23 protein-coding genes are annotated in these 18567 nt (G+C 67.5%); 13 read left to right on the plus strand and 10 right to left on the minus strand.

Going from position 1 to position 18567, the window contains the following annotated elements; all coding sequences use genetic code 11:
* The first annotated feature begins 74 nt into the window (after positions 1 to 74).
* Complete coding sequence (locus tag QNO03_RS03170; protein WP_289601830.1) at positions 75 to 893, plus strand: DUF427 domain-containing protein; 819 nt, start codon at positions 75 to 77, stop codon at positions 891 to 893.
* Here the strand turns inward: QNO03_RS03170 and QNO03_RS03175 are convergent.
* From QNO03_RS03175 to QNO03_RS03185, 3 genes are all read right to left on the minus strand, one after another.
* A complete protein-coding gene (locus QNO03_RS03175) occupies positions 890 to 1729 on the minus strand; it encodes a PIG-L deacetylase family protein (RefSeq protein ID WP_289601832.1) in 840 nt (279 codons plus the stop codon). The two genes, QNO03_RS03170 and QNO03_RS03175, sit on opposite strands and share 4 nt — an antisense overlap.
* A 268-nt stretch (positions 1730 to 1997) precedes the next feature.
* Complete coding sequence (locus QNO03_RS03180) at positions 1998 to 2504, minus strand: CGNR zinc finger domain-containing protein (RefSeq protein WP_289601833.1); 507 nt, start codon at positions 2502 to 2504, stop codon at positions 1998 to 2000.
* Between the two features lie 76 nt (positions 2505 to 2580).
* Positions 2581 to 2937: a MerR family transcriptional regulator gene (locus tag QNO03_RS03185; protein ID WP_229948651.1), complete on the minus strand. Its 357-nt coding sequence runs from the start codon at positions 2935 to 2937 to the stop codon at positions 2581 to 2583.
* 61 nt (positions 2938 to 2998) lie between these two features.
* On the opposite strand from QNO03_RS03185, the gene QNO03_RS03190 reads away from it, so the two are divergent.
* The 3 genes from QNO03_RS03190 to QNO03_RS03200 all read left to right on the plus strand — a co-directional run bounded on the left by QNO03_RS03190 (position 2999) and on the right by QNO03_RS03200 (position 6063).
* Positions 2999 to 3721 carry an SDR family oxidoreductase gene (locus QNO03_RS03190; RefSeq protein WP_289601834.1) on the plus strand — a complete coding sequence of 241 codons (723 nt, stop codon included), beginning with the start codon at positions 2999 to 3001 and terminating at the stop codon, positions 3719 to 3721.
* Between the two features lie 157 nt (positions 3722 to 3878).
* Positions 3879 to 4562, plus strand: a complete 684-nt coding sequence (locus QNO03_RS03195) for an SDR family NAD(P)-dependent oxidoreductase (protein WP_289601836.1) — start codon at positions 3879 to 3881, stop codon at positions 4560 to 4562.
* Between the two features lie 61 nt (positions 4563 to 4623).
* Positions 4624 to 6063, plus strand: a complete 1440-nt coding sequence (locus tag QNO03_RS03200; protein ID WP_289601838.1) for a lipase maturation factor family protein — start codon at positions 4624 to 4626, stop codon at positions 6061 to 6063.
* On the opposite strand, the gene QNO03_RS03205 is transcribed toward QNO03_RS03200, so the two are convergent.
* The 3 genes from QNO03_RS03205 to QNO03_RS03215 form a co-directional block, all read right to left on the minus strand.
* Positions 6060 to 6839 (minus strand): pullulanase X25 domain-containing protein, encoded by a 780-nt coding sequence (locus QNO03_RS03205; protein ID WP_289601839.1) that lies wholly within the window; start codon positions 6837 to 6839, stop codon positions 6060 to 6062. The two genes, QNO03_RS03200 and QNO03_RS03205, sit on opposite strands and share 4 nt — an antisense overlap.
* 100 nt (positions 6840 to 6939) lie before the next feature.
* Positions 6940 to 7680 (minus strand): lipoate--protein ligase family protein, encoded by a 741-nt coding sequence (locus QNO03_RS03210; protein WP_289601841.1) that lies wholly within the window; start codon positions 7678 to 7680, stop codon positions 6940 to 6942.
* A gap of 3 nt (positions 7681 to 7683) precedes the next feature.
* A complete protein-coding gene (locus QNO03_RS03215; protein ID WP_289601843.1) occupies positions 7684 to 8469 on the minus strand; it encodes a thioesterase family protein in 786 nt (261 codons plus the stop codon).
* A gap of 98 nt (positions 8470 to 8567) precedes the next feature.
* On the opposite strand from QNO03_RS03215, the gene QNO03_RS03220 reads away from it, so the two are divergent.
* On the plus strand, positions 8568 to 9542 hold the full coding sequence (locus tag QNO03_RS03220) for an aldo/keto reductase (RefSeq protein ID WP_289601844.1): 975 nt from the start codon (positions 8568 to 8570) through the stop codon (positions 9540 to 9542).
* Between the two features lie 70 nt (positions 9543 to 9612).
* Here the strand turns inward: QNO03_RS03220 and QNO03_RS03225 are convergent, their stop codons facing one another.
* Positions 9613 to 10317 carry an SOS response-associated peptidase gene (locus tag QNO03_RS03225; protein WP_289601846.1) on the minus strand — a complete coding sequence of 235 codons (705 nt, stop codon included), beginning with the start codon at positions 10315 to 10317 and terminating at the stop codon, positions 9613 to 9615.
* A 77-nt stretch (positions 10318 to 10394) separates the two neighbouring features.
* Here QNO03_RS03225 and QNO03_RS03230 point away from each other — a divergent pair, with 77 nt between their 5' ends.
* A complete protein-coding gene (locus QNO03_RS03230) occupies positions 10395 to 10724 on the plus strand; it encodes a hypothetical protein (protein ID WP_289601847.1) in 330 nt (109 codons plus the stop codon).
* Positions 10725 to 10765: 41 nt separating this feature from the next.
* On the opposite strand, the gene QNO03_RS03235 is transcribed toward QNO03_RS03230, so the two are convergent.
* Together QNO03_RS03235 and QNO03_RS03240 are read right to left on the minus strand one after the other, a co-directional pair.
* Positions 10766 to 11110 (minus strand): hypothetical protein, encoded by a 345-nt coding sequence (locus QNO03_RS03235; protein ID WP_289601849.1) that lies wholly within the window; start codon positions 11108 to 11110, stop codon positions 10766 to 10768.
* A 25-nt stretch (positions 11111 to 11135) separates the two neighbouring features.
* Positions 11136 to 11981 (minus strand): aldo/keto reductase, encoded by an 846-nt coding sequence (locus QNO03_RS03240; RefSeq protein ID WP_289601850.1) that lies wholly within the window; start codon positions 11979 to 11981, stop codon positions 11136 to 11138.
* Between the two features lie 130 nt (positions 11982 to 12111).
* Here QNO03_RS03240 and QNO03_RS03245 point away from each other — a divergent pair, with 130 nt between their 5' ends.
* From QNO03_RS03245 to QNO03_RS03265, 5 genes are all read left to right on the plus strand, one after another.
* On the plus strand, positions 12112 to 13119 hold the full coding sequence (locus tag QNO03_RS03245) for an NAD-dependent epimerase/dehydratase family protein (RefSeq protein WP_289601851.1): 1008 nt from the start codon (positions 12112 to 12114) through the stop codon (positions 13117 to 13119).
* A gap of 82 nt (positions 13120 to 13201) precedes the next feature.
* Positions 13202 to 13720, plus strand: coding sequence for a TM2 domain-containing protein (locus QNO03_RS03250; protein ID WP_289601852.1), 519 nt, complete (start codon positions 13202 to 13204; stop codon positions 13718 to 13720).
* Positions 13721 to 13826: 106 nt separating this feature from the next.
* Positions 13827 to 14246, plus strand: a complete 420-nt coding sequence (locus QNO03_RS03255) for a LexA family protein (RefSeq protein ID WP_289601853.1) — start codon at positions 13827 to 13829, stop codon at positions 14244 to 14246.
* A complete protein-coding gene (locus QNO03_RS03260) occupies positions 14239 to 15543 on the plus strand; it encodes a Y-family DNA polymerase (RefSeq protein ID WP_289601854.1) in 1305 nt (434 codons plus the stop codon). The genes QNO03_RS03255 and QNO03_RS03260 overlap by 8 nt, the downstream gene beginning before the upstream one ends.
* Before the next feature lie 31 nt (positions 15544 to 15574).
* On the plus strand, positions 15575 to 16141 hold the full coding sequence (locus QNO03_RS03265; RefSeq protein WP_289601855.1) for an MOSC domain-containing protein: 567 nt from the start codon (positions 15575 to 15577) through the stop codon (positions 16139 to 16141).
* 15 nt (positions 16142 to 16156) lie between these two features.
* Here the strand turns inward: QNO03_RS03265 and QNO03_RS03270 are convergent, their stop codons facing one another.
* Positions 16157 to 17140 carry a helix-turn-helix transcriptional regulator gene (locus QNO03_RS03270; RefSeq protein ID WP_289601856.1) on the minus strand — a complete coding sequence of 328 codons (984 nt, stop codon included), beginning with the start codon at positions 17138 to 17140 and terminating at the stop codon, positions 16157 to 16159.
* A 99-nt stretch (positions 17141 to 17239) separates the two neighbouring features.
* On the opposite strand from QNO03_RS03270, the gene QNO03_RS03275 reads away from it, so the two are divergent.
* Complete coding sequence (locus QNO03_RS03275) at positions 17240 to 17668, plus strand: VOC family protein (protein WP_289601858.1); 429 nt, start codon at positions 17240 to 17242, stop codon at positions 17666 to 17668.
* 97 nt (positions 17669 to 17765) lie between these two features.
* Positions 17766 to 18548: an alpha/beta fold hydrolase gene (locus QNO03_RS03280; protein ID WP_289601859.1), complete on the plus strand. Its 783-nt coding sequence runs from the start codon at positions 17766 to 17768 to the stop codon at positions 18546 to 18548.
* Positions 18549 to 18567 lie beyond the last annotated feature (19 nt).

Genomic DNA, 18567 nt, shown 5'->3' on the forward strand with positions numbered 1-18567 from the left:
CATTCCACTTTAAGTCTCCTGATTTCGTTCGGCAGGACCTTGTTTCCGCTCCCGGCCCGCCAGACACTGGGACCATGGCGCTGCACATCAGTCCCGCTTTCTTCAAACTCCTGCCTGAGCTGCGCTACGAACCGACGCCGCGGCGTATCCGGGCGCAGCTCGGCGGGAACACCGTGGTGGACTCCACCAGCGCGGTGCTGGCCTACGAGCCGCGGCGGGTCACCCCCATTTACGCCGTGCCGGCCGGCGACATTGCCGCGGAGCTGACGTTCGCGGCCGAGCCCGGCCATGACCCGCTGGCCGATGTGCCCCCGGAGGCCCTGATGGACCCGCGCTATCCATTCTCCGCGCACACGGCTCCCGGCCAGGCACTGGACCTGCACGCCGGGCTGCATAACCTGCCGGGTGCCGGATTCCGGCCCGACGATCCGGATCTTGCCGGATATGTACTGCTGGATTTCACTGCGTTTGACCGGTGGCTCGAGGAGGACACGACGGTCGAGGGGCACCCCCGGGATCCCTTCCACCGCGTCGATGCCAGGGATTCCTCGCGTGCGGTGCGGGTGCATCTGGACGGACAGCTGCTGGCAGAGACCCGGCAGCCGCTCCTTGTCTACGAAACGATGCTGCCGCCGCGGACGTACTTTCTCCGGCAGGACGTGGACTGGGATGTCCTGGACGCGTCCCTCACCCGGTCCGTCTGCCCGTACAAGGGGACGGCGAACTACTGGTCGGTGGCCGGGCATGCCAGGGGAACCGACCTGGCCTGGTCTTACGAGGTGGTGCTGCCGGACTCGGCGCAGCTGAAGGACCGGATTTCGTTCTTTGACGAGCGCACCGAGGTCTACGTCGACGACGCCAAGCAGGAAATCGATTCCCTGTTCCGCTTCTAGTCCAGTCCCTCGAACACATCACCGAGCCGTGCGGCCCCGGCCGGCTGCGGCGGCCAGGCGATGGCCAGCATTTCCGTCGCCACGGTGCGGCCCCAGCGGGCATCTTCGTCGACGTCCGGCGGTACACCGGGGGAAACCACATGGCGCTGGGTCCGGTGTTCCAGCAGGCCCGCCACAACGCGGTGTGCAACGCTGTGGACGTCCACCTCGACCCCGATCTGCTCGTCCGGAACCGGATGGACGTCATACACCCGGTCCTCGGCCCATGGCTGGAGGCCGTGCCGGATCCGGGTGCGGTTCCACCGTTCCCAGGTCGAGCGGCACACGCCCCCGTGCAGCAGCCGCTGCAGCCCCCGGCCGCCGTCGCCCCGCAGACCCGCGAATGCCTCATCCGTCGCCGCACCCACGGCTATATGGTCCGGGTGCCCGGTCAGCCCGTCCGGACCGAAAGTGGCGACGACGTCGGGCCGCTCCTGCGCCAGGATGCCGCCGATCCGCTCCACCAGCTCCGCAAAGGGAACTGCGGCGACTGCGCCGTCGTCGTAATCCAGCCACTCGTGGCGGTCGGGGGGCCTGCCGTGCGCTGTCCATGCGGCGTCCGTCTCCCGCCGCCGGATCCGGCCCAGCGGCTCGTTGACCGGTGGATAGGACGGATCGATCTGCCCGGCGCCGCCGTCGGTTGCGTGGACCAGGACGAAACGGAACCCCGGATCATCCTCGTGCAGTGCCACGGTTCCCGCCAGCCCATAGGCGTCATCGTCGGGGTGGGCGACGACGAGGGCCAGGACGCGCGACGGGTCCATGCCGGCACCTCCCCCGGTCTGGTGTTTTGCCACCGTTCCAGCCTAGGCCTGCAGGGCACGCCCCGGCAGGTCTCCGCTTATCTGGGGCCCACGAGCAGGTGGTACCTGCGCTCTGCCTGCAGCCTTCGGGCCTGCTGCCCGGAAGCGTTCCGGTGCTCCAGCATGATGTTGCGCCGACTGGCGGTAAGGCGCGGATCCAGCGCCTTACGAAGCAGCCATAGCCCGGCGGCGTGCAGCAGCCGCGAGTATAGATTTGCGGTATCCGGGAGGCGGTACCGGCCGTATGCCGGCATTACTGCAGTCATGATGAACTCACTTTCGAACGATGGCGGCGTACCCGGGCACGCGTTGCGCAACGGGCGGAACAGAATTCCCGTACACCTGCTGTTGAGGTGTCGAGAAACGGTGCGATGCACGGCGCGGATACGCACCGGCCGATGCGGTCCCGGCATCCTTCGCTGACCGCCTGCATCAAGTCGGCCAGGATCTGCGCCCAAAGGGCACCCTCAGCGATGCCGCTAAGAGACAGGAAGTAAAGTCCGTTCTCGTCCGTCCGCGGCACGATGGCGTATGTCTCCGCCACGCTGTTCAGGGTGCTCCGGGCCTCGGCATCCGTGCCGTCCACCAGGACCGCGGCCACCACGTCGCGGATATGCCGGGCAACTGCCACGTCATCAACCATCACGACTGCGGGCACCGGGGCTTCGAGAAGCCTATGGAAAACATCCAGGTCCAGTTGGTCAGGCCACTGGCCTTCAGCCCGCGTCCTGGCAACTTTCACCAAGGCCTCAATCAGATCTTCATTCATGCCTGAAACCTAGCACCCTGTAACGGGCATAACCAGTTCTGTCCGTTACAGAGGGGTGGCCCTGTCAGGGCCCGGTCTATTGATGGCTGGCCAGCCGGTGGCGGGCTTCAATGATGAGGTCGTCGAGGCGGTCCCTGGTGGCGAGGAGCTCACGGGCACGCCGGTCGAGGAGGTCACGTTGCTGGTCAAGTCGTTTGACCATGGAAGGTGTTGTCGTTCCCGAGTAGATACAGGGGAGCAGTTGCACGATCACCGCGCTGGTCAGACCGGCGGCCAGTAGTTCCTGGATGAGGATCACCCGGTCGACGGCGGAGTCCTCGTATTCGCGGTGTCCGCCGCCGGTGCGGGAAGAGACCAGCAGCCCCTGGGTTTCGTAATACCGCAGCGACCTCACGCTTACACCCGTGCGGGCAGCGAGTACCCCGATACGCATATGGATCCTTCCTCGACTTGAATCTGACACTGACGTCAGGTTTTACCGTGGAGCCATGAACATGACTGAGACAGTTGCACTGGTAACCGGAGCGAACAGGGGGCTGGGACGGGAGTTCGTCACCCAGTTGGTTGAGCGGGGTGCACGGAAGATCTACGCGACCACCCGTCAGGCCGGGAAGGCCGGCCTTCTTGAGCAGTTGGGAGCACCCGGCCAGGTTGAGGCGCTCGTGGTGGACATCACCGATCCGGCCACCGTTGAGGCGGCGGCCGCAACGGCCACGGATGTGAATCTTCTGATCAACAATGCGGGCATTGCTACGGCCACGAATCTGCTCACCGGGGACATCGGCCGTATCCGGGCAGAAATGGACACCCATTTCTGGGGCACCCTGGAAATGACACGAGCCTTCGCGCCGGTCCTCGGTTCCAACGGGGGCGGCGCGATTCTGAATGTGATGTCTCTGCTGTCCTTCCGCTCGTATCCGGGAAACGGTGCCTACGCTGCCGCGAAGGCCGCCGAGTGGCAGCTCACCAACAGCACGCGGCTGGAGCTTGCGGGCCAGGGCACACACGTGATCGGCGTGCACCTCTCTTCCACCGATACCGACATGATGAAGGACTGGGACATTCCCAAGAACGACCCCCACGCGATCATCTCGGATGTGCTCGATGCCCTGATTAAGGGGTCGCACGAGTTTCTGGATGCCAACACGCAGGCCGTCAAAGAACAGCTGACCTTGCCTCCCGAAGCTTTTTACGCAGGCATGGGCCCCTTCGCCTGAGTCACTCAGTGGAGCCAGCCTAGGGCCTGGCAGGGCAGGTGGAACAGCAACAGAGGAGGTCCTGCCAAACCCCCGGCTGGGCAGGGCTCTGGCCGGTGAATCCCGGCATCCATACCGTTGCAGTGGCTCAGCTGGAGCACTAACGAGAGGACAGATAATGACCGTCACATTAATCACGGGTGCGAACAAGGGCATCGGATTCGAGACTGCCAGGCAACTGCTGGAGTTGGGGCATGTCGTGTACATAGGCGCCCGTGATGCCGAGCGGGGCGAGAAAGCCGCAGCAGGGCTGGGCGCCCGATTCGTGCAGCTCGATGTAACGGACGACGCCTCAGTCAGCAGTGCACTGGCGAGCATTGATGCCGCCGAGGGCCGACTCGATGTCCTGGTCCACAACGCAGGCATCCTCGAGACGGAGATGGACGGCCCTTCCGCTCTCCGGTCCTTCGATACCAATGCAGTAGGTATTGTCCGCGTCACGCAGGCAGCACTCCCCCTGCTGCGCAGATCCGCCAACGCAAATGTGGTCACCATCTCTAGCAGCGCCGGGTCCTTCTGGGCGGTGACCAACCCCGATCGGCCGGAGTTCGGCCTGCCGCTTGCCCTCTACTCGGCGTCCAAGACGGCAGCGACCATGCTCACGGTTCACTATGCCAAGGCCCACCCCGGGATCAAGTTCAACGCACTCGAACCCGGCACGACTGCCACGGATATGACGGCCGGCTTCGGAATCGGGAGGCCACCGGAAGAAAGCGCACAAGTCGTCGTACGCCTCGCCACCCTTGACCCGGAGGGCCCGTCCGGAACCCTCCGGGACGAGCACGGGGAGCTGCGCTTCTAGGAGATACCCGGCCGAAAGCGGCAGCGGCCAGGCCGTCATCGAGGGCTAGGCTGAAGATGCCATGGAATGGTTCAACGCCGAAGGATACGAATTCGCCCGCCAGGTGCTGCAGCGCGGCATCGCGGCCGTGTACCTGGTCGCCTTCCTCTCCGCCGCCGCCCAGTTTCCGGCGCTGCTGGGCGAGAACGGCCTGCTGCCGGCCCCGCGCTTCCTGGCCCGGATCAAGGGGCGGGGCATTCCCGCCCTCTTCCACTGGCACTACTCGGACCGGTTCCTGCTCGCCGTCGTCTGGGTAGGGGCCGCAGTTGCGGCCCTGCTGGTGGCGGGAGTACCGCAGTCCGGGCCGTGGTGGTTGCCGATGGCGGCGTTCCTGGTGATCTGGGGGCTGTACCTGTCCGTGGTGAACATCGGACAGACGTTCTACGGGTTCGGTTGGGAGTCGCTGCTGCTGGAGGCCGGGTTCCTGGCCGCATTCCTGGGGTCGAATGACGTCGCCGCGCCGGTGGCGGTGCTCTGGGCCTTCCGCTGGCTGGTGTTCCGGCTGGAATTCGGTGCCGGCCTGATCAAGCTGCGCGGCGACAAGGCCTGGCGGGACCTGACCGCCCTGTACTACCACCATGAGACCCAGCCGATGCCGAACCCGGCCAGCTGGTTCTTCCACCACCTGCCCCGGCCGCTGCACCGGGTGGAGGTGCTGGGCAACCACCTCGCCCAGCTGGTGGTGCCGTTCTTCCTGTTCTTTCCGCAGCCGGTGGCCTCCATCGCGGCGGCGGTCGTGATCGCCACACAGTTCTGGCTGGTGCTCTCGGGCAACTTCGCCTGGCTGAACGTCCTGACGATCCTCCTGGCGTGCACCGCGCTGAGCGATTCGGCCGTGCAGGCGGTGCTCCCGGGGGTGCAGTTCGCCGCACCGGCGGACACAACGCCGGCGGCGTTCGCCGTCGTCGTCCTCGCCGTAACCCTGGCGGTCCTGTACTGGGCGTGGGCGCCGTTGAAGAACCTGCTGAGCCGCAACCAGCTGATGAATGCCAGCTTCAACCGCTGGCACCTGTCCAACGCCTACGGCGCGTTCGGCAGCATCACCCGGCACCGGAACGAAGTGGTTATTGAAGGCACCAACGATCCGCCGGGACCTGCGGCCCACTGGCAGGAGTACGAATTCAAGGGCAAGCCGGGAGATCCACAGCGGATGCCGCGCCAGTTTGCGCCCTACCATCTGCGGCTGGACTGGATGATGTGGTTCCTGGGCCTTGGTGCCTCCGGCGCCTGGTTCCCGGAACTGCTGCGGAAACTGCTCGCCGGCGACCGCCGGACCCTACGCCTGCTGCGCAGGGATCCGTTCGACGGCGAGCCGCCCCGTTGGATCCGGGCCCGGGTCTACCGCTACCGCTATTCCACCCCGGCGGAACTCCGCCGTGAACGAGTGTGGTGGGTCCGGGAGCCGGCGGGGCTGCTGGTGGACCCGGTCGAAGGACCGGGTCCTGTGCAGCGCCGGTACTAGGCGCGGACTTCGGACTTCGTGACCACGTTGTGCGTCGCGTGGTCGTACAGGAAGGTCAGCGGACCGCCCTCGTGGTGGGTTTCAATGTTTCCGCCGTCGCGGTGCGCATCGAACCCGTAGTTCTCGTCCCAGGAACCGTTCAGGGCCACCTTGTAGGCGTACGTGCCTTCGGGAAGGTCCAGCGTGAGCTTCCACAGTTCGTCGTGGCGGTCGAACACGAACTGCGCCCCGGCGGGGTCCCAGTCCTCGATGCCGAGCGCGGCGCCGAAGTCACCGGCGAGGGCGACGGATTCCGGCTGGGGGAAGGACGGCTCATAGTCGTCGGTCTCCGGGTGGGAGCCGTGCTGCTCCGCGGGGGCCGAGGGAACGGCGACGGCGTCGCGCAGGGCTTCTTCCACGACTTCCTCGGCCGGGGAGATCTCTGCGGGGCCCGCGGCCGGCTTGCCGTTGAGTGCTGCCGAGAGGTGCGCCGGCTCCGGGAAGTCCTGGAGGGCCTGGCGGCCCTGGTTGGTGATGCTCCAGCCGGAGCGGGCTTCCTTCAGGATCCAGCCGGCCTTGACCAGCTTGGTGGTGGCGTTGACCAGGGCACGCTCGCCGCGGGTGGTGCCGCTGGCCAGGGTCTCCGCTTCGCGTCCTGCAAGCGGAACCCGGTCCAGGGCAGCGCCGAGCACCTTATCCCGGCTGACCTTGCCGGTGGCTGACGGGTCCTCTGCGGCGAGGATCTCAAGGACCGCTCGCAGCCGCAGCGCAGTGTTTTCAACGGTGTCAGAGCCCAATGGAATTCCTTTGTGATGAATATTGATAGCGGCTTCGGATAAGCCTGCTGACCTCAATCAACACTATCCCCGCGGGCGGCCGCGACGAAGTACCACGGCCTTAGTGTTGCGCAACTCTCCCCCGCAGTCCGGGGAAGTCCCCCGGGGTCAGTGGGGCGTAGCCGGCATAGGCCGCCAGGACGGCGTCCTCCATCTGCTCCAGGTCCAGCCCCGGCACAAGGTCGCTGGCAGCACCGGCGGTCCGCGGGTCCCAGCCCAGTCCCAGTTCGGCGTAACAGTCGGTGAGGACCCGGCGCAGCGGTGTGGGGTTTTCCACCACCAGGACCGAGGAAAAGAGCCAGGCGCCGGCAACGACCCGCTGGGCGGTGCCCACCAGCTTGATCCGCTCCCCGCCCCCGGGTCCACCGTGGACGGTGAACTCTCCGGGACAGTACTCCCCCGGAATTTCGCCCACCCCCGCGGGCACGCCTGCTTTGCGGAACGCGCCTGCCAGCAGTTCCCCGAAGTCGGCAAACCGCCTGCGGGAGCCTGCGAGCGCGTCACCGTCGGGCTCCACATGGTCAACGATCAGGCAGCCGGAATGGTAGGCGGCGGCCCGGCCGCCGGCCTTGCGGACCAGCGGCTCGAACCCGTGCCTGCGGCAGGCGTCCTGCGCGGCGGTGAAGCCGGGCAGCTTGGCGTCGCGCTGTCCCAGGGCCACCGTGGGCCGGGGACGGTAGATCCGCAGGGCAGGACCGAGTTCGCCGCGGCGGACGGCGTCGAGCATGGCGAGCGCGAAGTCGAGGTCTGCCGCAGCTCCCAGGGATTCGTCCTGCCGGAACACCTCCAGCGCGGCGGGCACTGCCTACGCTCCGCCGAGCGGCCGGACGGTGAGGATCTGTTCGCTGCGCCCGAACGGTCCATCCAGGTCGTGCAGCACCGCCGAGGTCAGGCCGATGCCGTCGGTGCCGAAGGTCACCCGGGTATCCAGGCCCAGCCATTCGCCGCGGGGATCCCGGTGCAGGTGCAGCTGCAGGTCCACGTTCGGGAACATGTAGCTGTCCCCGCCCGGCGGTACCCGGGTGGAAATGCCGTTGGCGGTATCCACCATGCCCACCAGGCGCACCAGGTCCGACGTCGGCATGCCCTCCACCATTTCGTGCGGGGTGCGCAGCCAGGCGCGGCCGCGGCCGGGCCGCAGCCCGGGAAGTGCCCGCTTTTCCACGGATTCAATGAACGCTCCCGGCCAGGCCGTCATGCCCTCGTGGCTGCCGGCTTCCGCCGGGCCGGGCATGGGTTCGTCTTCGAGGGCGGCGACCTCCGGCGTTGAGCCGCGGGCAATGCGCCAGGCGGTGGCCCGCACAGCGGTGCGGCCGCCGGCCACCATTTCGGCCTGCACCAGTTCGATGGTGCGGCCGGGACGCAGGACGGAGGTTTTCACCTCGAAGGTGGTGCGCGGGATCAGCCCGAAGATGTCGTAGCTGATCCGGGCCATTCGGAGCTCGGGGCGGGGCTGGAACTGCTCCAGGCAGTGCGCCAGCAGCCCGGAGATGGGAGCCATGTGCTGCTCCTGCGGGTTCCAGGCCCCCTGGGTATGGATGGTTGCCTCATAGGCGTCGTTGCCCAGTGAGCGGTAATACGATTCAGCCACGTGCGTGCTTCTCCCTGCTGTTCCGGAATTGGCTTTCAGGCTACCCCAGCGCGTCCGGACGGCTGGTCCAGGGGCGTAACGGAGCGCACACTGGCCGGATGGAATATACCCATCTGGGCCGCTCCGGCCTGTCCGTGTCCCGCCTGTGCCTGGGCACCATGAACTTCGGACCGAAGACCGAGGAGGCGGACGCCCACGCCATCATGGATTTCGCCCGGGACACCGGCATCAACTTCTTCGATACCGCTAACGTGTACGGCTGGGGTGAGAACAAGGGCTGGACCGAGCAGATCATCGGCCGCTGGTTCGCCAAGGGCGGCGGGAGGCGGGAGGACACCGTCCTGGGCACCAAGCTCTACGGCTCCATGAGCGAACGCCCCAATGACACCTTCCTCTCCGCACTGAACATCCGCCGCGCCCTCGACGCCAGCCTGCAGCGGCTGCAGACGGACTACGTTGACCTCTACCAGTTCCACCATGTGGACCGGAACACGCCCTGGGACGAGATCTGGCAGGCCATGGAGGTGGCCGTCACACAGGGCAAGGTCATCTACAACGGCAGCAGCAACTTTGCGGGCTGGCATATTGCCCAGGCCCAGGAAAACGCCCGCCGCCGGAACTTCGCGGGGCTCGTGAGCGAACAGTCCATCTACAACCTGATCAACCGGTCCGTGGAGCTGGAAGTCCTTCCGGCCGCACAGCAGTACGGTCTGGGAATCCTGCCATGGTCTCCCCTGCAGGGCGGCCTGCTGGGCGGGATCCTGCAGAAAGAGGCCGACGGCGGCGGCCGGCGGGCCGAGGGCAGGGTACGGGACCTGCTGGTGAAGCACGAGGAGCAGATCCAGGAGTACGAGGCACTGGCCGCGGAGCTGGAGATCCTGCCCGGAGTGCTGGCCCTGGCTTGGCTGCTGCACCAGCCGGCGGTGACCGCGCCTCTGGTGGGTCCACGTACCCAGGAACAGCTGGATGAGGCCTTGCTGGCCCTGGATGTGACCCTGGATTCAGCGGCGCTGGACCGGCTGGACGAGATCTTCCCCGGGCACTCGCCCGCCCCGGAGGATTACGCCTGGTGAGGTGAGGACTCCCGGTGCCGGGTCCAGCGCCGGGTCCAGTGGCAGCCGCCAGCTGCCGGCGCCCACTGGGTCAGGCGCTCGCAGGCTCAATCAGCTGCGGCCCGTTGTTGCGGACCGAGTTCACCTCGGAGGAGACCACCCGCGGGGTGAGCGTCGGCTCGGGCACGGCGTCGAGGAGCTGGGCGACGTCGGCCCCATCCGTCAGTTTCGGGTCCAGCCAGTCCGAGTAAAGGTCCGGCGGGATGATCAGCGGGGTGCGGTCATGGATGTGGCCCAGGGCGTCCGTGGCCTGCGTGGTGATGATGGTGACGCTCAGCAGCCACTTGTGCTCGTGGTCCTCGGGCAGCGCCGGATCCGGCCAGAACTCGTACAGTCCGGCGAAGGCCAGCGGATCCTGTTTCCCCGAATACAGGTAGGTGGGGATCTTTCCGTCCGGGGACTTCTCCCACTCGTAGTAGCCGTCCGCCGGCACCAGTGCCCGGCGCTTCACGGCCGCCTTGCGGAACGCCGGCTTTTCCAGGAGGGTTTCCCGCCGGGCGTTGATCATCCGGGACCCGATCTTGGGATCCTTGGCCCAGACAGGCACCAGCCCCCATTTCGCCGTCGCCAGCCTCCGGACGGCTGCTTCGTTGGAGTACCGCTCGGTGACTATCCGCACATCATCGGTTGGCGCGACGTTCCAGGAGGGCTGCACGTCCTGCCCCACTGTCTGTTCGACGGCGAACGCGGAGACCAGGTCCGACGTCGCCCTTGCCATCACATAGCGTCCGCACATGGCACCTATTGTGCACCATGCCCTGCCGTGGACACCCGCGGTATCCGGACCGATATTCGAACATATATTCTATTTATATGAACCAGGACGCCGCCGAGCGGCTGGCGGCCCGCTACGCGAGGCGGGCCGAGCCGATCAGCCTTACTCCGGAAGAGCTGGATTTCGAGCACAATCCGGTCACCACTTCGGTGCCCGGTGTGCCGGTGTGGGCCTGGATCCGGTTCCCCGGAGCCGCCGAGCGGGTGAAGGGCGAGGCGTGCAGCTGGTCCTCCCGAGCCGTGCAGGTGCTTTGGGAAGATGCCGGGCTGCGGCGGGCCACCTGGGTATGGGCGTCCGCGGTGACCCGCCGGACCAACAACTCCCGCAAGGAGACGCTCGGGGACCGCACGGCCCGGGACAGCGTCTGAAGGCACTGCCTGGATGTTCCGAAGGGATGCTGGGTGCCGTGCTAACCCGGAAGGCTGCGGACGTATTCCAGCGCCTCGCGGGTGAGCTCCGTCCACCGGTGTGCCGTAGCTTCAAGGTCTGCGGCAGCCGGTACCTCGATCCATTCCCGCATGGTGCGCCTGCCCATGGTGACCGGCTCCGCGGCGCCTGCAGCAATGAGCTCCGCCGCCCTGGGCTGTGGCAGCTTCACGATCAGGTAGTCGCCGGAACCGAGGAAGGCCACAATCTTGGAGCCGGTGCGCAGGCCGGGACTGCGGAACATGGTGCCCACGGTCAGCGGCCCGTCCACCTGCAGCTCGGCAGCGATCCGGTGCAGGAGGTCCAACACTGTCTGAGAAGGGGGCATCTGTCCTCCCGGACGGTCTGCGGAGTCAGAGCTGGCTGAACGCCGCCGTCGCCGGATCGGCGCCGATCCGGCGGCCGCCGTCGAGCCCGTCCAGGAGATCCAGGTCCTCCTGCGCCAGGTCCAGCGCGGCCGCGGCGAGGTTCTCCCGCATCCGCCCCGGGTCGGCCGACTTGGGAATGACGATCCGCCCCGACCCCAGGTGCCAGGCCAGCACCACCTGCGCGGGCGTGGCGCCATACTTTTCAGCGAGCGCCGCCACTTCGGTCCCGGACAGCTCGGTGCCCTGCCCCAGCGGACTGTAGGCCTCCACCGCGATGCCGCGGGACATGGTGTCGGCGGCGAGCGCTGCCTGCTGGAAACCGGGATGCAGTTCGATCTGGTTCACCGCCGGCAGCACCTGGCTCTGCTCGTACAGGGCGTCCAGATGGCCGGCGAGGAAGTTCGAGACCCCGATCGCCCGCATGTAGCCGTCCCGGTACAGGGACTCAAGGTCCTTCCATGCCTGCACGAACATTCCCTGGGACGGCACCGGCCAGTGGATCAGGTACAGGTCGACGACGTCGAGGTTCAGCGCTCGCCGACTGTCCAGGAACGCCGCCCTCGCCCTTCCCTGGTCGCCGTTGCGCAGCTTGGTGGTCACGAAGATCTCGGACCGGGGAATGCCCGACGCCGCGATGGCCGCTCCCACGCCGGCCTCGTTGCGGTAGGCGGCCGCAGTGTCGATGTGCCGGTACCCGGCCGCCAGGGCATCCTCCACCACTTCCTGTGTCTGCCCCGGCGGAACCTGGAAGACGCCGAAGCCCAACTGTGGAATGCGCACGGAGTTCCCAAGCGTCAGTTCGGGGACAACGGGGCGGGGACTCTCTGTCATGGGATGCCTTTCCTGCGGCGAGGTCATCTAGGTCATCTAGGTCATCTAGGCTGGGTGCAGTTGGAGCCGGGCACCTCCACCTAAGCCCGGCTCCTGCCCCCAGTCAAGGAATCACCTGAGGAAACCTGCCATGACACATTCCACGGCTCTCGATCTGCTCTTCATCGGTGGAACCGGCGTGATCAGCTCCGCTGCCGCCGCGCACGCTTCCAGCCTGGGGCACCGGGTCACGGTGCTCAACCGCGGCGTCTCCACCAAGCGTCCGGTGCCGGCCGGCGTCGAGGTCCTCTCCGCCGATGTGCGCGATCCTGCGGCTGTCCGGACCGCCTTGGGCGGCCGCACGTTCGACGCCGTCGCAGACTTCCTGTCCTTCACCGCCGGTCATGTGGCAGCCGCGGTCGAGCTGTACCGGGGCCGGACCGGCCAGTATGTCTTCATCAGCTCGGCGTCGGCTTACCAGAAGCCGCCGGCCCGGCTGCCGGTACTGGAGTCCACCCCACTGCGCAACCCGTTCTGGCAGTATTCGCGGGACAAGATCGCCGGGGAGGAGATCCTGGTGCAGGCCTACCGGAACGAGGGTTTTCCGGGCACGGTCGTCCGCCCGTCCCACACCTATGACGCGACGATGGTCCCGCTGTCCGGGCACTGGACGGACATCCACCGGATGCGCGCCGGACTGCCGGTGGTGGTACCCGGTGACGGCACGTCCTTGTGGACGCTGACCCACAGCCGCGATTTTGCCAAGGCCTTCGTGGGACTGCTGGGCCGGCCGGCTGCCATCGGCGAGAGTTACACCATTACGTCCGATGAGTTTTTGCCCTGGGACGCCATTTACCGTTCCCTGGCGGCGGCGGCCGGCGTCCCGGAACCGCTGCTCGTGCATGTGGCTTCGGAGACCATCGCGCAGCAGGATCCGGGGCGCGGTCCGGGACTGCTGGGCGACAAGAGCCATTCGGTGATCTTCGACAACAGCAAAATCAAGTCCCTGGTCCCCGGCTACCGGGCAGTGATCCCCTTTGCCGAAGGTGCCCGCGAAATCGTGCAGTGGCACGATGCCCATCCGCAGGAGCAAACACTGGATACCGGCTGGATGGACCTCAGCGACCGGATGGCGCGGTGGGTCCGCGCCGGCGCCTAGGTATATGGCCGGGGTGAAGTCCGTACCCGAGGCGCAGGCCGGCTGTTAGAGTGCAGACAGCATAAATCTTTGGAGGAAAACCATGTCAGGTAACGGGCCTTACCCGGGAAACAACCACGACAACCACGGGGAGCCCGATGACTGGGACGGGCAATACGCCTACCCCAAAAAGGCCGAGCCGGCTCCGCGTCCAACGCCCCCTCAGCAGCAGTCTCCCGGCTATCAGGACCGCCCCGCTCAGTACCCGGGCAGCGGACAGGGCTACCCCGGCCAGCAGGCCCAGGGCTACCCGAACCAGCAGGTCCAGGGCTATCCGAACCAGCAGCAGCATGCCCCCGGCCAGGGTTACCACCAGTCCGGTTATCGCCACCCGCAACAGGGGCAGCAGAAATCCCGCCTCGTTGCCGGGCTGCTGGGCGTCTTCCTTGGCGGCTTCGGCGTCCACCGGTTCTATCTGGGCAATAACGGTGTGGGAATCGCCCAGGTTGTCCTCACCTGCTTCACCGGCCTGGGCGCTGTGTGGGGCTTCGTGGAAGGCGTGATGATCCTCGCCAACGCCCGGACGTTCCGCACCGACGCGCAGGGGATCCCGCTCAAGTAATCCGCTGGGGCTTTTCCGCCCGGGCGTGCTCCCGGGCGGAAGGCTGTCCGGGTGCTACGCTGGGTTCGAAAGTATGTTCTAGTGATGTCCCCAGGGAGGCCTCGGCATGGCGGTTTTCTCAGCGGACCGTTCGCGCCGCCCGGCGCCCCCGGCGGAGACTGACGCCGCCACCGCGGCCGGTTTCCCCAGCCCGGCCCGGGACTACTTCGACGGCCGGATCGACCTCAACCGGCACCTGATCCGCGATCCCACCTCCACCTACGTCGTACGGGTGGAGGGTGACTCCATGGCGGGCGCCGGCATCTGTAACGGCGACGAACTGATTGTGGACCGTTCCCTCACACCGCGGGACGGCGCCGTCGTCGTGGCCGTGGTGGACGGGGAACTGACGGTCCGCCGACTGCTCCTGGGCGGCGGGCGCATCGTGCTGCACGCCGAAGCGCCCGGGTACCCGGACATCCTGGTGGCCGAACCATCGGAACTGTCCGTCTGGGGCGTTGTGACCCGCTGCCTGCACCATGTCTGAGTCTTCCACCCCGGGAGCCTCCCAGCGGATCGCCCTGGTGGATGTCAACAGCTTCTATGTCTCCTGTGAGCGCGCTTTCGATCCGAAACTCGCCGGCGTGCCGGTGGTGGTGCTGTCCAACAACGACGGCTGCGTGGTGGCCCGTTCCGATGAGGCAAAGGCGCTGGGCATCAAGACCGGCACACCCTGGTTCAAGCTCGCCGAGTCCGCCCCGCACGTGGGCCTCATCCAGCGTTCCAGCAACTATGAGCTGTACGGGGACCTCAGCTCCCGGGTCATGCAGCTGCTGGGCCGCTACGCGTTGTGGCAGGAGGTCTATTCCATTGATGAATCCTTCCTCGGGCTCGCCGGTACTCCGCGCGGTTTGGCGGCACAGGGCGCCACCATCCGCACCGCCGTCGCCACGCACACCGGCCTGCCCGTCTGCGTGGGCATCGGCACCACCAAGACCCTGGCCAAGTTCGCCAACCGGATCGCCAAGCAGAACCGGCATCTGCAGGGCGTCTGCAACCTGGAAACCATGGACCCGGCAGCGGTGGAGGCGATCATGTCCCGGGTCCCGGTCACGGGCCTGTGGGGTGTGGGCTCACGGTTGGGCACCAAACTCGACGCGATGGGAATCTCCACCGTCGCGGACCTGCGCGCCGCCGATCCGGCGCTGATCCGCCGGAAGTTCTCGGTCACCCTGCAGCGCACCGTCCTGGAGCTCAACGGCACCGCGTGCATCCCGCACGAGGAGGAGCGGGCCGACCGCAAACAGCTGATCTTCTCCCGCAGTTTCTCCACTCCGGTCACCACGGGCGCGGAGATGCGCCAGGTCATGAGCATCTACGCCCAGCAGGCAGCGGCCCGGCTGGAGCGCGAGGGGCAGCAGGCGAGCATCCTGACCGCATATGCCGGGACCTCCCATTTCAGTGAGCGGGCGGCGTCGTTCCCCTCGGCCACCGTCCGGCTGGCGTCCCCGACGTCGGATCCCGTCATCCTCAGCCGGGCCGCCGTCGGCGCCCTGGAGGCCCAGGTAGTGGAGGGCGTGCCGTACACGAAGGCCGGGGTGATGCTCAGCGGCCTGGAGTCCGCCGGCGCGCAGCCGCTCTTTGACGAGTTCGTCTCCGCCCAGGAACGCCGGAACCTGGGCGAGCTGCTGGGAAAGGTCACGGACAAATACGGCGCGGCGAGCATCGGCCTCGGCTTGGCGGGCATGTCCACGGCGACGCCGGAATGGACCATGGCCCGCCGGTACTCCTCCCCGCGGTACACCACGGAGTGGAGCGAGCTGCCGGTGGTCAAGGCGGTCTAGGGACCGTCCGGGCACCGGATAGCGTGGAGGCATGAGTTATGCGTACGACGTCGAGATCCTGCACCTGCTGGTCTCTCCCGCGCATGCCTACTTCGGCCGGGCCAGGGATGGTGCGGCCGACGTCGCCACCACGGATGCGGACAGCGTGGAGGTGGTGTCCGGCAAAGGCATCGTGGGCGACCGGTTCTTCGGCAAGGCAGCCCACATGGATGCGGCCGTGACCCTATTCGCCATTGAGTCGCTGGACGCCATTGCCGCAGAGCTTGGTGCGCGCCCCTTCGACCCGTTACTCCCCCGCCGGAACGTTGTGCTCAGCGGCGCCGAACTGGCACCGCTGCTGGGCCAGGACTTCGTTCTGGAGTCTGCGGATGGCCGGGTGGAATTCCATGGCGGCAGGCAGGCCCACCCGTGCGCCTGGATGGACCAGGTCCTGGCGCCCGGCGCGCACAAGGCGATGCGGGGCCGGGGCGGGCTGCGCTGCCGGCCGCTGAGCAGCGGAACACTTCACCGCGGGCCGGCCGTGCTGATCAGCCCCGTGCCGCTGGACCCGGCCCGGGCGGCCGTCCCTTCGCTGCTGAGGCCTGGCCGGCTTCCCTAAGCCTGGGTCTATGCCTCAACGCCCTGCGGCCGAGGTGAACCGGGCGCCCAGTTCCCCGAAGGCTGCCGCCAGCTCGGGCGGACCCTCCACTTCAAGACCGGCGTCGAACCTGCCGAACGAAGCCGCCAGCGAGATCCAGGACCAGGAGCCCGCTTCCAGCCGGCACCGGCCGGTGCCGAGGGATTCAACTATGCCGTCCCCGGCAAACGGCACGACGTCTTCCGCCGGCAGGTGCAGGACCACGGCGCCCCGGCAGGGCCAGCCGGGGACCCCACCCGGTTCCGCTCCCCGGAACCGGGCAGAGACAAAAGCCTGAACGCTGCCGCCCGGCAGGTCCCGCTGCCGGAACCGGGCACCGGCGGGAAGCTTCGGCGTAATCCGGTCGGCCCGGAAGATCCGCCAGCCGTTCCGGTCCAGGTCCCAGCCCACCAGGTACCAGCGTCCCCGGGTGGCCACCAGATGGTGCGGTTCCACCCGGCGCGGCGGGACGAACCCGCCGTCGTTATCCGGCGCTGTGCCCGCGTAGTCGAAGCGCAGCACCTGACGGGACCGGACGGCTGTGGAGAGGGCCAGGAGCACCTCCGGCTGGACAGACCCGGCGGCACCGGAACCGGCGGGCAGCGCGGTGAACTGCAGTGCGTCCAGACGGTGGCGGAGCCGGGAGGGCATCACCTGCCGCACCGTGGCCATCGCCCGGGCGGCGGCCTCCTCGATGCCCGCACCCGTGAGCGGTGCGGACTGCAGCGCGACGGCGAGCGCCAGCACCTGGTCCTCGTCGAAAAGCAGCGGCGGCAGCTCGGACCCCGCCTCCAGGCGGTAACCCCCGTCCGGCCCCTTCAGCGCGGAGATGCGGTATCCCATCTCCCGGAGCCGGTCGACGTCGCGGCGCACGGTCCGGGGGCTGGTCTCGAGGCGGTCCGCCAGCGCCTGCCCAGGCCACTTCCGGGGAGTCTGCAGGAGTGAAAGCAGCTGCAGGAGCCGCGACGTCGTGGTGGTCATACGAAAAAAATAACCGAAGTAGCGGCCAGAACCTGACCTCTACCGCGAGAAGACTGGGTGTTACCGGGAAATACCCGGGCTATCCAGAAGGAGCAACCCATGTCTGTCACCACCACACCCCACCTGAACTTCCGCGGCGAGGCCAAGGCGGCGCTGGAGTTCTACCACTCGGTCTTCGGCGGCTCCCTGGTCGTCGTGACCAACGAGGACGCCTACAGCGTCGAGCGGCCGGAGGAGGCCGGCCAGGTGAAGTTCGGGCAGGTCCTCGGCGGAAACGGCTTCGCGGTCATGGCCTACGACGTCCCGTCCAGCGTTCCCTATGACCAGGGGGACAAATCCTTCTTCGTCTCGGTCCGCGGCGACTCGGCGGAGGAGATCACCGATCTCTGGAACCGGCTTGCGGACGGCTCAACCGTGCTGCAGGACCTGGCGCCCTCGGCCTTCTCCCCCGCCTACGGAATGGTGCAGGACCGCTTCGGCGTCGTCTGGGTGCTGGACGTCGCCGTCGCATATGACCCTGCAGGCTAGGGCGGAGCCCGGCACACGGTACTTAGTTGCCGGTCCGGGACGGCCGTTGCGGAACCACTGATTGCCCGGGCGGCTGCGGTGTGGTCTGATCTGGGTCATGTTGTATGCCACCTCTGCAGACGGAACCCGCATCGCCTTTGACCAGGTGGGCCACGGGCCGCCGGTCATCATTGTCGGCGGCGCCTTTTCAACTTCCGACGCCGGCGCCCCGCTGGCCGACGCGCTGAAAGACGCCGGGTTCCAGGCCGTGACCGTGGACCGCCGTGCCCGCGGGGAAAGCAGCGACACGTCCCCCTACTCTCCGCAGCGGGAGGTGGAGGACCTGACGGCGGTCCTGAACGCCGTTGGCGGTGACGCGGTGGTCCTCGGACATTCTTCGGGGGCGATGCTGGCGTTGCTGGCTGCGGCGGAAGGAGCACCCATCAGCCACCTGTTCCTTTCCGAGCCGCCCTTCCGCTTCGGTGAAGGGGAACCCTCGGACGACCTTCCGGACCGGCTCCAGTCCCTGGTTGATTCGGGTAACCCTGCCGATGCCGTGACCACCTTCCAGCGGGAAGGCATCGGCCTGTCCGAACCGTTCATCGAGCAGATCCGGTCCAGCCCCATGTTCGGTGCCCTGGTTCCGCTGGCCCAGTCCACCGTCTACGACGCGCGCCTCTCACAGGCCGTATCGACCCCCACGACGGCGATGGCGGAGGTCTCGGTGCCCGTCACGATCCTGCGGGGAACCACCACGTACCCGGTGATCATGGACGCCACCGAGAAGCTGGCCAAGCGCATGCCCCACGCGGTCCTGGTGACAGTGCCGGAATCCCATGACCACTCCCCCGATCCGTCGGGCACCGTGCGCGAAATCCGCCGCCGCATACCGGTGCAGTGACGGACAACCCGGGTGGGAA

It is taken from the genome of Arthrobacter sp. zg-Y877 (assembly GCF_030373105.1).
In the GTDB taxonomy this organism is placed as follows: Bacteria; Actinomycetota; Actinomycetes; order Actinomycetales; family Micrococcaceae; genus Arthrobacter_B.

What these genes read in the sequence shown, in the direction of transcription:
- QNO03_RS03200 (WP_289601838.1), top strand. Translation starts at nt 4,624, where the DNA reads ATGGAATGGTTCAACGCCGAAGGATACGAATTCGCCCGCCAGGTGCTG.
- QNO03_RS03275 (WP_289601858.1), top strand. Translation starts at nt 17,240, where the DNA reads ATGTCTGTCACCACCACACCCCACCTGAACTTCCGCGGCGAGGCCAAG.
- QNO03_RS03185 (WP_229948651.1), bottom strand. Translation starts at nt 2,937, where the DNA reads ATGCGTATCGGGGTACTCGCTGCCCGCACGGGTGTAAGCGTGAGGTCG.
- QNO03_RS03270 (WP_289601856.1), bottom strand. Translation starts at nt 17,140, where the DNA reads ATGACCACCACGACGTCGCGGCTCCTGCAGCTGCTTTCACTCCTGCAG.
- QNO03_RS03250 (WP_289601852.1), top strand. Translation starts at nt 13,202, where the DNA reads ATGTCAGGTAACGGGCCTTACCCGGGAAACAACCACGACAACCACGGG.
- QNO03_RS03245 (WP_289601851.1), top strand. Translation starts at nt 12,112, where the DNA reads ATGACACATTCCACGGCTCTCGATCTGCTCTTCATCGGTGGAACCGGC.
- QNO03_RS03180 (WP_289601833.1), bottom strand. Translation starts at nt 2,504, where the DNA reads ATGAATGAAGATCTGATTGAGGCCTTGGTGAAAGTTGCCAGGACGCGG.
- QNO03_RS03280 (WP_289601859.1), top strand. Translation starts at nt 17,766, where the DNA reads ATGTTGTATGCCACCTCTGCAGACGGAACCCGCATCGCCTTTGACCAG.
- QNO03_RS03195 (WP_289601836.1), top strand. Translation starts at nt 3,879, where the DNA reads ATGACCGTCACATTAATCACGGGTGCGAACAAGGGCATCGGATTCGAG.
- QNO03_RS03170 (WP_289601830.1), top strand. Translation starts at nt 75, where the DNA reads ATGGCGCTGCACATCAGTCCCGCTTTCTTCAAACTCCTGCCTGAGCTG.
- QNO03_RS03220 (WP_289601844.1), top strand. Translation starts at nt 8,568, where the DNA reads ATGGAATATACCCATCTGGGCCGCTCCGGCCTGTCCGTGTCCCGCCTG.
- QNO03_RS03235 (WP_289601849.1), bottom strand. Translation starts at nt 11,110, where the DNA reads ATGCCCCCTTCTCAGACAGTGTTGGACCTCCTGCACCGGATCGCTGCC.
- QNO03_RS03260 (WP_289601854.1), top strand. Translation starts at nt 14,239, where the DNA reads ATGTCTGAGTCTTCCACCCCGGGAGCCTCCCAGCGGATCGCCCTGGTG.
- QNO03_RS03255 (WP_289601853.1), top strand. Translation starts at nt 13,827, where the DNA reads ATGGCGGTTTTCTCAGCGGACCGTTCGCGCCGCCCGGCGCCCCCGGCG.
- QNO03_RS03230 (WP_289601847.1), top strand. Translation starts at nt 10,395, where the DNA reads ATGAACCAGGACGCCGCCGAGCGGCTGGCGGCCCGCTACGCGAGGCGG.
- QNO03_RS03265 (WP_289601855.1), top strand. Translation starts at nt 15,575, where the DNA reads ATGAGTTATGCGTACGACGTCGAGATCCTGCACCTGCTGGTCTCTCCC.
- QNO03_RS03225 (WP_289601846.1), bottom strand. Translation starts at nt 10,317, where the DNA reads ATGTGCGGACGCTATGTGATGGCAAGGGCGACGTCGGACCTGGTCTCC.
- QNO03_RS03190 (WP_289601834.1), top strand. Translation starts at nt 2,999, where the DNA reads ATGACTGAGACAGTTGCACTGGTAACCGGAGCGAACAGGGGGCTGGGA.
- QNO03_RS03240 (WP_289601850.1), bottom strand. Translation starts at nt 11,981, where the DNA reads ATGACAGAGAGTCCCCGCCCCGTTGTCCCCGAACTGACGCTTGGGAAC.